The 12325-nt window shown below is 58.1% G+C and carries 12 protein-coding genes and 1 pseudogene; 4 read left to right on the plus strand and 9 right to left on the minus strand.

What is annotated here, in order from left to right:
• Window positions 1–4 precede the first annotated feature (4 nt).
• Complete coding sequence (locus tag AACH39_RS03405; RefSeq protein ID WP_338620897.1) at window positions 5–1996, minus strand: FAD-dependent oxidoreductase; 1992 nt, start codon at window positions 1994–1996, stop codon at window positions 5–7.
• A gap of 299 nt (window positions 1997–2295) precedes the next feature.
• Between AACH39_RS03405 and AACH39_RS03410 the strand changes: the two genes are divergently transcribed.
• The 3 genes from AACH39_RS03410 (at window position 2296) to ahpF (ending at window position 5816) form a co-directional block, all read left to right on the plus strand.
• Entirely contained in the window at window positions 2296–3327 is a 1032-nt protein-coding gene (locus AACH39_RS03410; RefSeq protein ID WP_215782426.1) for an FUSC family protein, read from the plus strand.
• 250 nt (window positions 3328–3577) lie between these two features.
• The gene (gene ahpC, locus AACH39_RS03415; protein WP_215782425.1) at window positions 3578–4147 is read left to right on the plus strand and encodes an alkyl hydroperoxide reductase subunit C; all 570 of its coding nucleotides are present in this window, start codon (window positions 3578–3580) and stop codon (window positions 4145–4147) included.
• 106 nt (window positions 4148–4253) lie between these two features.
• The gene (ahpF, locus tag AACH39_RS03420; protein WP_338620898.1) at window positions 4254–5816 is read left to right on the plus strand and encodes an alkyl hydroperoxide reductase subunit F; all 1563 of its coding nucleotides are present in this window, start codon (window positions 4254–4256) and stop codon (window positions 5814–5816) included.
• Between the two features lie 290 nt (window positions 5817–6106).
• On the opposite strand, the pseudogene AACH39_RS03425 reads toward ahpF, so the two are convergent.
• The 3 genes and pseudogenes from AACH39_RS03425 to AACH39_RS03435 all read right to left on the minus strand — a co-directional run.
• Window positions 6107–7036 (minus strand): annotated as a pseudogene (locus AACH39_RS03425) (IS5 family transposase); the annotation flags it as partial.
• Window positions 7037–7151: 115 nt separating this feature from the next.
• The gene (locus AACH39_RS03430; protein WP_338620899.1) at window positions 7152–7481 is read right to left on the minus strand and encodes a DUF6572 domain-containing protein; all 330 of its coding nucleotides are present in this window, start codon (window positions 7479–7481) and stop codon (window positions 7152–7154) included.
• Window positions 7482–8642 carry a VENN motif pre-toxin domain-containing protein gene (locus AACH39_RS03435; RefSeq protein WP_338620900.1) on the minus strand — a complete coding sequence of 387 codons (1161 nt, stop codon included), beginning with the start codon at window positions 8640–8642 and terminating at the stop codon, window positions 7482–7484. It abuts the gene before it with no gap.
• On the opposite strand from AACH39_RS03435, the gene AACH39_RS03440 reads away from it, so the two are divergent.
• Complete coding sequence (locus tag AACH39_RS03440) at window positions 8634–9068, plus strand: FAD-dependent oxidoreductase (RefSeq protein WP_338620901.1); 435 nt, start codon at window positions 8634–8636, stop codon at window positions 9066–9068. The genes AACH39_RS03435 and AACH39_RS03440 overlap by 9 nt on opposite strands.
• 69 nt (window positions 9069–9137) lie before the next feature.
• Here AACH39_RS03440 and AACH39_RS03445 read toward each other — a convergent pair whose 3' ends face one another.
• From AACH39_RS03445 to AACH39_RS03465, 5 genes are all read right to left on the minus strand, one after another.
• Window positions 9138–10454, minus strand: a complete 1317-nt coding sequence (locus AACH39_RS03445; protein WP_338620902.1) for a type II toxin-antitoxin system HipA family toxin — start codon at window positions 10452–10454, stop codon at window positions 9138–9140.
• Window positions 10454–10711: a helix-turn-helix transcriptional regulator gene (locus AACH39_RS03450; RefSeq protein WP_338620903.1), complete on the minus strand. Its 258-nt coding sequence runs from the start codon at window positions 10709–10711 to the stop codon at window positions 10454–10456. The genes AACH39_RS03445 and AACH39_RS03450 overlap by 1 nt, the downstream gene beginning before the upstream one ends.
• 211 nt (window positions 10712–10922) lie before the next feature.
• Window positions 10923–11354 carry a hypothetical protein gene (locus AACH39_RS03455; RefSeq protein ID WP_338620904.1) on the minus strand — a complete coding sequence of 144 codons (432 nt, stop codon included), beginning with the start codon at window positions 11352–11354 and terminating at the stop codon, window positions 10923–10925.
• Window positions 11354–11695, minus strand: coding sequence for a hypothetical protein (locus AACH39_RS03460; RefSeq protein WP_338620905.1), 342 nt, complete (start codon window positions 11693–11695; stop codon window positions 11354–11356). The genes AACH39_RS03455 and AACH39_RS03460 overlap by 1 nt, the downstream gene beginning before the upstream one ends.
• Window positions 11692–12027 (minus strand): hypothetical protein, encoded by a 336-nt coding sequence (locus AACH39_RS03465; protein ID WP_338620906.1) that lies wholly within the window; start codon window positions 12025–12027, stop codon window positions 11692–11694. The genes AACH39_RS03460 and AACH39_RS03465 overlap by 4 nt, the downstream gene beginning before the upstream one ends.
• Between the last annotated feature and the right edge of the window lie 298 nt (window positions 12028–12325).

Consider the following 12325-nt stretch of genomic DNA (forward strand, 5'->3'; position numbering starts at 1 on the left):
CTCCTCACTGTCCTGCCCGGGCCGAGGCCAGCGGGCGAGCGGTCGAGAGCGAATAAACCCGGTAGCAACGCAGGCAGCGCTTGGCTTCTTCGTACGCCGCCTCCTTGCTCAGACAGCCATCCACTTCCTTGAAATTGCGCACCCGCACTTCGGCGGCCTGCTCCGGCACATGTGCCCGTTCACGCGGTATCGGTGCCACATCCACGCCCTCACCGCTTAGCAGCTTGTTGGCGGCCAGCAGTTGCTGCATGCGCGCCTCCGGCTTGATGGTGATGCTGCCAGTCAACAGATATTCGCGAATGCTGGCGGCCGCACGATCGCCGTGATCCAGCGCGTTGACCAGGGTCAACGGCCCGAGCACGCAGTCGCCGCCGGCAAACACGCCCTTGCGGGAGGTTTCCAGCGTATCCGGATTGACGGTGATGCAGTGCCACTTGTCGAGCGTGATGCCGTCTTCCGGACGCAGCACACTCTTGTCGACCTGCTGGCCAATCGCGGCAATCACCAGATCGCAATGCATGATGTGCTCGCTGCCCGGCACCGGCTCGACACTGCGACGACCACGGGCATCCAGCTCGGTCTGACGCATGGTCACCAGCTCGACCCCGGTGACACGGCCATCCTGAACCACCAGCGAGGACGGGTTCTGCAGGCAATGGAAATGAATCGCCTCGTGACCGCTGGCGACGATTTCTTCGCGATCGGCCGGCATGTCATCCACGGTGCGGCGATAGACCAGATGCACCGAGCGAGCACCCATGCGTTTGGCCGAACGCACACAGTCCATGGCCACGTTGCCGCCACCGACCACCACCACATCACCAGTCACTTCGTAAGGCAGGCCATACTCGACGTATTTGTGCACCTTGAGCAGGAAGTCGACCCCGGACTCATAACCTTCCAGCGTCGGATCTTCGTTCTTGACCCCCAGCAGCGTGCCCTGGCTGGCACCATAACCGAGGAATACGGCCTGATAGCCCTGAGCGGTCAGATCGTCCAGCGTGAAATCCCGTCCCAGCGCCTTGTCGAAGAAGAAACGGCCGCCGAGATGGCGAATCAGGGTTTCGGTTTCAGCCTTGAGCACATCCTTGGGCAGGCGATAGCTCGGAATCCCGACCGAGGCCATGCCGCCTGCAGACTTCTGCGCATCGTAGAGATCGACCTGGAAGCCATCGAGCAGCAGCTTGTAGGCACAGGTGATGCCGGCCGGACCGGCGCCAATGACCGCCACGCGCTGTTCACGCTTCAGCGTCGGCACCGGAATGTCCAGCGCCTTGCCGCCGGACAGCGCCACATCGGCCGCATAACGCTTGAGCATGCGAATGCCGACCGGACCGTCTACCGCCTTGCGGCGACAGGCGTCTTCGCAGAAACGCACACAAACGCGTCCGCAGGTGGCCGCCATGGAATATTTTTCCAGCACCACGCCCAGGGCGTAGTCGAATTTGCCCCCCTTGACGCCATCGATGTACTTCGGCACATCCACCTTGGACGGGCAGACCTCGATACAGGGCGCGGTGGTATAGCTGAAGCTGCCCGGGGTCTGGGCACACTGCGCCACAGTCAGCGGACGGAATTCGTCGCGGAATTCGCGCAGCGCCTGCCACAGCGCCTTGGCACAGGTCTGGCCCATGCCGCACAGCGAGGTCTCGGTGACTTGCTGCGCCAGCAGTTCGATCTCTGCCAGCACCTCGCCACGGGTTTCGTCATAGGCAAACTGGTGCAGCAGATCGCGCAGGCGCTGAGTGCCGACACGGCACGGTGTGCAGCGGCCACAGGACTCCTGCGCGGCACGGGTCATGTGCTGCAGGAACATCTGCGCCAGATTGGCCTTGCCATCAAACACCAGGAAACCGCGATCAGCGATGAAACCGCTGGTGGGATTGTCGGGGATCAGCGTTTCCAGACCTTTCACCACCGTCACCGGATCCTTCGGTGCCTTGCGGCGGTAGTCATAACGCTTGCCGTCCCATATCCCGTATACCGGATAAGTCATGGAAAACCCTTTCGGGAAAAAGAAACCTGCCCGCCACACTGCGACTCCCTGTGCCGCGTGTCGCTGCGCCGGTATGGCGCCGTCGCACGCATCATAGGACAGCGGCAAGTCGCATTGTTTGATATGCCACAAGGGTTGTGAGGTGTAGTGAGACAGCTACAGCAAGGCTTGATCTGACGCAGTGAGCCTGGTCGATATGACCATGGCTTGACCCGCCGGCCCACCGTGATCAGAAAACCCTTTTCATATGACAACTTTTGCTTTAATTTCCCGCTCCATCACCCTTAGCCCCTCTTGCCATGCGTCATTTCCTGCACCCCGCACTGAGTTTTGACAACAGCCAGCCCGCCAACTGGCGACGCGCCATGCGCGGCGCCATCGCCATCGGCCTGCCGCTGTTCATTGCCTTGTGGCGCGGCGAGTTCATGCCGGCGGTGTATGGCGGCGTGGCGGGCCTATATTCGATGTTTGTCGATAACGGCGGCCAGACCAGCGAACGCATCGTCGCCATCGTTTATATGACCGTCGGCATGCTGTTGTGCGGCATTGCCGGCTATGTCGGACGCTGGGTGCCGGGCGCCCCGCTAGCCTTCCTGCTGGCCTTCTCGCTACTGGCCGGCTGGCTGCAGGGCACCGGCACCTCGGTGGAGCTGATGAGCAAGTACTGGCTGATTGCCTTTCTGTTCGGCAACAGTGACCCGCGCCTGTCGCCGCTGGCCGGCAGCTACCTGCTGCTGGGCGGCCTCACCGGCATTCTGTCGGTGCTGCTGGACCGACTGCTGAGCGGCAAACCGGAAAAACAGTTCGGCCCGATGCTGTTTGAAGCCATGAACCGGCTACTGCGCCGCCGCCACAGCAATGGCGACTTCACCTTCTATTTCGCCAGCAAGATTCTGGCCGGCTATGCCATCGCCTATGGCCTGGACCTGACCCGTGCCTACTGGGTGCCGCTGACCATCGCCATCGTCACCGTCTACGACCCGCAGCACAGCCTGGCCAAGCTGGTACAACGTCTGGCCGGCTCCCTGATCGGCGCCCTGATCGGCTGGGCCATCCTGACCTGGTGCCACAACGAAGCCTGGCTGGCCGTGCTGTCCATGCTGCTGGGCGCCGCCACCGCCCTGCTGCTCAATCGCAGCTACTGGCTGGCCGTCGTACCGATCACCGCCCTGGTGATGGTGCTGCTGGACTTCGGCTACCCGCAGGCCTCCACCCTGCTGGCCATTGCCCGCATGGAAAACACCGTGGTCGGCTGCGCCGTCGCCGGGCTGGGCGCAGTGATCTACCTGAAAATCCGCCCCTGGCTGCCGCGCGAACGCCGCAAAGCCTGACCATCCACAGCCAGACAAAGGGGTCAGACAAAGGGGTCAGGTCTTGTTTTTTGCGCCCGGGTGCAAAAAACAAGACCTGACCCCTTTGTTTAAGACCTGACCCCTCTGTTTAGCCTGCCCATACCCATAGCCAACACCAATTAATAGCATAAATATAATCAAGTAGATTGATTGATAGTTTCTCCATATCATGCATAGCAACACGACGGCACAAGCCGAGATTGCTCAAACCCCTGATAGGAGAAACACCATGTCGACTTCCCTGATCAACACCGAAATCAAGCCGTTCAAGGCCACCGCATTCCACAACGGCAACTTCGTGCCGGTATCCGACGCCGACCTGAAGGGCAAGTGGTCTGTGGTCTTCTTCTACCCGGCCGACTTCACCTTCGTCTGCCCGACCGAACTGGGCGACCTGGCCGACAACTACGCCGAATTCAAGAAACTGGGCGTGGAAATCTACTCGGTCTCGACCGACACCCACTTCACCCACAAGGCCTGGCATGACAGCTCGGACACCATCCGCAAGATCAGCTACCCGATGGTGGGTGACCCGACCGGCGTCCTGTCGCGCAACTTCGGCGTGATGATTGAAGAAGAAGGCATGGCCGAACGCGGCACCTTCGTGATCGACCCGGAAGGCAAGATCCAGATCATCGAAATCAACGCCGGCGGTATCGGCCGCGATGCCAGCGAACTGCTGCGCAAGGTCAAGGCTGCCCAGTACGTCGCCAGCCACCCGGGCGAAGTGTGCCCGGCCAAGTGGAAAGAAGGCGAAGCCACCCTGGCCCCGTCGCTGGACCTGGTCGGCAAGATCTAACGCCCCCGGGGGTCGGCCAGCCCGCCCCCCTGCTGCCCCGCTGGCAGCAGCAAGGGACCGCCCTTGCCCGTGCCAACGGCCACCCTCATGCATTCAGGAGAACACCATGCTGGAACAAAACATCAAGACTCAACTGCAAAGCTACCTGACCCGCCTGCAACAGCCGATCGAGCTGGTGGCTTCGCTGGACGACAGCACCAAGGCGCAGGAGATGTACGGGCTGCTGCAGGAAATTGCCAGCCTGTCCACGCTGATTCAACTGCGCAGCGACGGCCAGCAGGCGCGGCGCCCGTCCTTCAGTGTCGGCCGACCCGGCGAAGACGGTCGCATTCACTTTGCCGGCATTCCGCTCGGCCATGAATTCACCTCGCTGGTACTGGCCCTGCTGCAAACCGGCGGCCATCCGGCCAAGGTCGAAGCCGAGCTGCTGGCACAAATCCGCCAGCTGAATGGCCCGCTTCATTTTGAAGTCTTCATCTCGCTCAGTTGCCACAACTGCCCGGACGTGGTGCAGGCACTGAACCTGATGGCCCTGACCAACCCGGCCATCAGCAGCGTGATGATCGATGGCGCGCTGTTCCAGCAGGAAGTCGAGCAGCGCCAGATCATGGGCGTGCCCTCGGTCTACCTGAATGGTGAGCTGTTCGGCAGCGGCCGCATGAGTCTGGAAGAGATTCTGGCCAAGGTCGACCGCGAAGCCAGCGCGGAACGCGCCCTGGCCAAGCTGCAAGATACCGCCCCGTTTGAAGTGCTGGTGGTGGGCGGCGGCCCGGCCGGCTCGGCGGCGGCAATCTACGCCGCACGCAAGGGCATTCGCACCGGGGTGGTGGCCGAACGCTTTGGCGGCCAGGTGCTGGACACCCTGGCCATCGAGAACTTCATTTCAGTCAGCCAGACCGAGGGCCCCAAGCTGGGCATGGCGCTGGAACAGCATGTCAAAGACTACGAGGTCGAGATTCTCAACCTGCAGCGCGCCAGCAAGCTGGTGCCGGCGCAGGACGGCCAGCTGGCCGAAGTGCATCTGGAAAACGGCGCGGTGCTGAAGAGTAAGAGTGTGATTCTGGCCACCGGGGCGCGCTGGCGTGAAATGAACGTGCCCGGCGAACAGCAATACCGCAACAAGGGCGTGGCCTTCTGCCCGCATTGCGACGGCCCGCTGTTCAAGGGCAAGCGTGTCGCGGTGATTGGCGGCGGTAACTCGGGCGTGGAAGCCGCCATCGACCTGGCCGGCATTGTGAGCCATGTCACCCTGCTGGAGTTTGCCGACACCCTGCGCGCCGATGCGGTGCTGCAGGCCAAGCTCAACAGCCTGGGCAATGTCACGGTCATCAAGAGCGCACAGACCCGCGAAGTATTGGGCGATGGTCAGAAAGTCACCGGACTGGTGTACCGCGACCGCGTCACGGAGCAGGATCACACGGTCGAGCTGGAAGGGATTTTTGTGCAGATCGGCCTGCTGCCGAACACCGACTGGCTCAAGGGCAGCATCGAACTGAGCCCGCGCGGCGAGATTGTGGTGGACGAACGCGGCCAGACCTCGGCCCCCGGCATCTTTGCCGCCGGTGACGCCACCACGGTGCCGTTCAAGCAGATCATCATCGCCATGGGCGAAGGCGCCAAAGCCAGCCTGGCCGCCTTTGACTACCTGATTCGTCAGCAAACCCGCTGATGTACTGCCTTGGCCACCCTTCGGGGTGGCTTTTTTTGATGGGGGCAAACGTTCCTCTTCACGCCCCCTTTCAGCGCAAAAACCGCTGGCATTGCGCACGAACACCATCTCGAACCGGCAACCAGACAGACAGCGGAAAATCAGCCGGCAATTCGGCCTCCACGGTCGCCAGCACCGCTTCGGCGCTGGCGACCATGTCCTGCATGGCCAGCCGTGCTTTTTGCCATGGCACTGGCTTTGTTGCATAAATCGGCCGAGGATTGAGCTTCCCCTTTCCTCAGGCGGATTGATGCCATAGCCACCGTTTGCGGTCGGCCAAGCACGCTGAAGCGGTTCAGAATGGCGGCGCGCACTTGCAGCTCCGCCACCTGGCGGTCGAAGTCTCTGGCCATCACTCGTTCACCCAGCCGTTTGAAACAGCGCATCTTGGTTTCCACCAGGCTGCGGCGGTGGTAGCCGCTCCAGCGCTTCCGGATCGTCCGGCCCAGCCGTTTCGTGGCTCGGAGAATCTCATTGCGCGCCAACACGCCCGGTGATGTCCCTTTCCATGGTCTGCCATTCTTGCGGGAGGGGATGCGCGCATCGGCGCTGCGTTCGGCAATGGCTTCATGGCAGGTCTTGGTGTCGTCAGCGCCATCGCCGCTGACGCTGGCGACGGGTTCATGGGGCGGAATTTGTTGCAGTAGGGATGGCAGCATTTGTGCATCCCCCTGTCGGTTGTCGGTGACCTCAATGGCCCGAATTTCCAAGGTTTCTGCGTCGATGCCCAGATGCACTTTGCGCCATTGGCGGTGGTATTCCGCGCCGTGCTTCTTGGTTTTCCATTCGCCGTAGCCCAGCATCTTGATGCCGGTGCTATCCACCAACAAATGCAAAGCGCCCTGGCTGTGGTGATAAGGGATGTTGACCTGTAGCGTTTTCTGGCGGCGGCATACCGTGCTGTAGTCTGGAGCCGTCCAGTCGAGGCCCGCGAGTTTGAACAGGCTTTGCACGAAGCCGATGGACTGCCTGAGCGCCAAGCCGAACAGGTATTTGATGGTCAGGCAGAACTGAATGGCAGCGTCACTGTAGGTTTGCGCCCGCCCGAGCTTGCCCTGGGGCTTGGCCTGCCAGGCCAGGTCTCGACCCAGCCAAACAGACAAGGAACCGCGCTGGATCAGGGCGCGGTTGTAGGCTGACCAATTGGTGGTTTTGTACTTCGTGGGGACGGGCTTGGTCATGCCATCATTCTACCAGGCCTGAACCAGGGCGGATTTGTGCAACAAAGCCCCCGGAGAGTCACAATAGGCTTTAACCGAGCAGGCAGCAAAAAGCCCCGACAGTTCGGGGCTTTGGTTATGAATCCAGCACAGTAGTCTCTAAACCAACTCCGATGCCATTTAAAATGGACTCGACTTGCGATAAAAAACTAATGCCTTCAGCCGAAGGCGGGAAATTAAAGTAAATATTTATTACCAACCTCTTGCCGGAAGCCGCAGGAAAAGTTGAATAAATTTCTGAGCTTTCGATAAAACCAATGTAAGAATTTAATTTATCTTGCAGAGCAAGCAAGTGTTCACCAACCTCATCACTCCACGACAAATGATCAGAGATAACCAGATTCACGGCTCCATCACTATCCCGAGTTCCGATAGAGTCTATAATGTTTTTATCTAAAATAGTCATTTACTGCCCTATGATTGGAGTTTGACCTGGCCTAATAATTTGGACTGTCGTCGGAGGGATAACAGTACCACCGGGAAATCCTGGCTTGCCATTTCCGACCACAACCCCACCAGATTGCTGAATCTCCGGGAAGCCTGAGGTTTGATTCTTTGTGAGCGGAGCGGTTGCAGAGCTTTTACATTCGACACAAACCACTTGGCCAGATGAGTCTGTTCCCATAATATCAATCCGCGTTTTAGTCCCAGATTGTGTTTTGATTGTCACCTGCTGAACTGCATCGGGCATTTTAGATTGAACATCATTGAATACCTTATTTTCAAATGCAGCACCATTTGCGTTATTAATTTGCAATTGCGTTAATGCCGACCCAGTTTGCGTAGCGGAGTTTGCAGACGTTCCAAGATAATCCCCTACACCTTGCCTTACCTTCCCCCATACCGGTTGTGTTACGAACCCTAACCGCGAGAAAACCTGCCCCAGCATTTCACCTTGCGCGATTGATAGAGGAACCGCTGAACCCACCCCAGACATGTAAGCAGTGTCTTCTGGCGTAAGATTTGCTATTGAGCGCAGAATTTCACCTGGATGTGCAACCTGATACATGAACGCCATAGCCAGATCAGCTTCACCCTTACCACTTAAGCCATCCTCAACACCGATCTGGAATGAAGACTTACCTGGCGAATCCACTACTAAGCCACTAGCCTTTTGAGGCACGGTAGAGGCTCTCTCAGAGCTATTGGATACCATCTTCTTCAAGGCCGCAACAAATTTGTCGATCACAGGGGGGGCTGTCTTACCCTTATTTTGCGGACCCTTGTCAATCTCAAAGTCTTCTTTACTCGTTGCTGAGTTATTCTCCACCTCATTCTTCGCCGCCTCGACGGCCGTCTGCGCAGCAGCAGCATCTCCCTTGCTTGCAACCATCCCCAGCAAACCACCCGCCACAGACGTCAGCTGCGACAACTCGGCTTTCTGCTCTTGAGTCAGCGCTTCCGGGTTATCACTACCATACATCTCCTTGGCAATGGCACGCGCCACCAGTGGCGCACTGCCCTCACCAATCGCGCCAGAAGCCACATCCTTGCCGCTCAGCCCGGCCAGTACTCCGCCGACCAGAGCATTGCAGCCGCCATCGACCTGGCCGGTATTGTGAGCCATGTCACCCTGCTGGAGTTTGCCGACACCCTGCGTGCCGATGCGGTGCTGCAGGCCAAGCTCAACAGCCTGGGCAATGTCACGGTCATCAAGAGCGCACAGACCCGCGAAGTGCTGGGCGATGGTCAGAAAGTCACCGGACTGGTGTACCGCGACCGCGTCACGGAGCAGGATCACACGGTCGAGCTGGAAGGGATTTTTGTGCAGATCGGCCTGCTGCCGAACACCGACTGGCTCAAGGGTAGCATCGAACTGAGCCCGCGCGGCGAGATTGTGGTGGACGAACGCGGCCAGACCTCGGCCCCCGGCATCTTTGCCGCCGGCGACGCCACCACCGTGCCGTTCAAGCAGATCATCATCGCCATGGGCGAAGGCGCCAAAGCCAGCCTGGCCGCCTTTGACTACCTGATTCGTCAGCAAACCCGCTGATGTACTGCCCTGGCCACCCTTCGGGGTGGCTTTTTTTGATGGGGCAAACGCTCCTCTTCGCGCCCACTTTCAGCGCAAAAACCGCTGGCATTGCGCACGAACACCATCTCGAACCGGCAACCAGACAGACAGCGGAAAATCAGCCGGCAATTCGGCCTCCACGGTCGCCAGCACCGCTTCGGCGCTGGCGACCATGTCCTGCATGGCCAGATAGGCCTGCGGCAAGTGACAACTGTCTGCCAATGCCTGCCAGCGACGCGGAATCATTTCGCGCAGCAGGTAATGGGTATTTGCGCCACGGATGGCCATGGCCAGCCGTGCTTTCTGCCATGGCACTTGATTTGCCGCCGCACCAATGATCGGCCACGCAGAGAGAATGTCATAGAGCGGCGTCATGCGATACCGGCCACCCGGCAAATGAAAGATCGAGTAATTTTTGGCATGACCATCGGTCGCAGCCAACAGCCAGAAGGCAAACTGCACGCACAGGAAGCGAATCTGGTCCTGCATGGCATGCTCGCTTCCTGACAACACGGACAAACAGGCACGCATCCCCGGTCCGCCATCGCTTTCATATTTCTCATGGCTGGCCAGGCCGGCTGCCTGACAAAAATCTTCCTGAGGCAAACGCATGATCCAGCGCCGGTCTTCTGACCAGCGACGGTCAAAGCGCTCCACCACCAACACTTTTTTGGCACCAAAGGTCGCCATCCCGGTTTCGGCGACCGGGAAGCCCCAGGCCTTCATGAGGCGAGCACACAGCCATTCGTTCTCCACTGAGGTGGACAAGTCTGCCTGTCGGTTTCCGACCAACCCCAGGGGCAATTTCAGGATATGCGTGGTAGGGGTGCTGCCGGTCGGTTCATACCATTGCCCGTCCATGCACAACAGTGCTGATTTCTCCTGGGCTCCGGCAATGGATATACGGAATTCATCACGTGCCTCTCCATCCTGGCCCAGGACGGCGTCCGACGTGACCGAGCCCAGCAAAGACTCAATCTGTAACTCGGTCAACGGCCGGGCCTGGATGGCATGAACCGCTGGCGGACTCATGCCGGTCGGCAGCAGTTGGACAGCCCCCACACAATCGCGACCGATCTCGGTCAGCAAGGCGGCGGTGGATGTCGTGGTCAGGCGGAATCGCTTGCGAATGCGCTCGCGGATGCGCTGACTGTCCGGCAGTAGATTATCGAAGTAATTCAGCACCCTTTCGCCCCGTACCACACGCTCGGCGGTAATCGGCAGGGACAAGGACAGAGGGCGACAGGCTGGCTCGGCCAGCCATTCCGGGGTGTATTCAAAGACATGATCAGCGCCCTGGCGCCCCCAACGCCAATGCCCGACAAGAAGCCCATTCATCCAGACCGCCAGGGCATGCTGTGCCATTACCAGTCCACTCCCGCCGAGGTCGGGCGGGTCTCATCCGCCTCCTGAGGCCGCAGTTCCAGCCGGGTTTGCAGCACGGACAAAATCGCCATCAACTGCTCGACGCTGATCAGCGCCGGGTTCTTTTCAATTGCCGCCATGCGACTCTGCCCCACCCCCAGCCGCGCAGCCAGTTGCGCCTGGGTCATCTTGCGATGTTTGCGCAGCGCCTTTATGTGGTCGGACAGTTGCGACGGATTTTGCACCAGGTAACTCATGCATATCACTCCAGAATGATATCTACACAATATCACCCTGAAGAGATAATTTCAAACAACAAAAATCACATAGGCGTGACAGTAGGACAATATCTCTTTCAAGCAACAATCAGAGAGGAATGGTCAGACGGATTGGTGGCACGGTAGCCAAGTGCCCCACGCACCATCAACATCGCCGACGGGACGCGACACTTATGCAACAAGGCCCTTTTCACGTCTCAATTTTAGGCTGTCCTACAATTTTGAAATTTAGAGTCAATTTTCGCTGCCCAGGCGCATCCAAATCGACTGCACTGTAGTTTTGCATAACTAATAAAATCCATACATCGCCGCCGCTTGCCCTCACGCGAATGCGCAGCGGCAACGTAAGCGAAAATTGACTGAGAATTCCTGCGGGGCCGAAATTTTGGCGCTTTATTTTTGTCTCATATTCCGGTTCTCCGATGCAGTCAACAGAGAGTACTTGTGCATTTTTGTCCTGAGCATACAACCCAGACTCGACATCCATAACAACAAGCTGACGAATTTCTTTTCCCCTGCCCAACCATTCAATCATGTGCAAATTTGGATCTAAGCATTCAAAGCCATTAACGTCTATCTGCACTTGTGGATTAATCGAAGAAACGTAATTTTTCGCAATCATCAAATAATCCTTGGGACGCCAGGAATGCGATCATCAGGCGACTCACCACGCAAAATTAAATCGAGGATCATCTCCAGACGGTTGGCCATGTCAATCGTAATCGACGCCTCAGCGCCCAAGCAGTGTGCCTCTGCGCGCAATACGCCAATCGTCACCTTGATCTCATTCAGTACTGATCTAGGCACAAGCTCAGACCCCTTTATCTTCCGAGCGAAACAACGCACACAATTTTCTAGATTTTCAAATGCCACTTTGTCAATTACTTTTCGGGCACAAAGAGGCGTCAAAAACTCCGACACTCTTTCCTGAATGTCACGCAAATCTTTGTCAGTATCATTCATGGCTTTACAGGTCCAATAATTGCTTTATGAGGAATCGTTTGATAAATCGTAACCTCTTGGGACCAAATCGAACGTTGATAGGGAAGACCATTTACACCGCTCACTCGCGGGGCCGTCTGCCACACTTCGGCAAGCGCTGAGTTAACGCTGTTTAGGTCGATAGCAATATAGAAGTCAATCCACTTTTCGGAAACAGCTGGCAATTCCGTCGCTCCACGCAGTTTAAGGTCAGCGCAGTAACAGCCCTTAAGCACGTCCCTTGAGAATGTACGACCACTTTGCTTCGCTTCCGCGACAACGGCCTGTACGAATTGTGCGTCAGCAGTACTCATCAGTTACTCCATCCAGGCACGATCCAGTCACGGGAGAACGAGCTTGTCGTTCCTGTAAATTGCCGATAGCCACCATATCCCCACTTCGGATAGGAGTTCGTACTCAACACGCGAGCAAGGCCTCTGGCCTGCCCGCCCTGGCTTTGGGCTAGCTACACAATGGCCACCGATGCGGCGACATTGAAGATGACTAGGGCAGCATCAATTTTGGGGTGTAAGAAAGACCTCTACCTTCACCCCACCAGTCATCCTGTCAATCGTTACGCGACTAATAACGGTTGCATCCTGTGGACGATCT

Source organism: Paludibacterium flexuosum, assembly GCF_037076605.1.
Classification (GTDB): Bacteria; Pseudomonadota; Gammaproteobacteria; order Burkholderiales; family Chromobacteriaceae; genus Paludibacterium.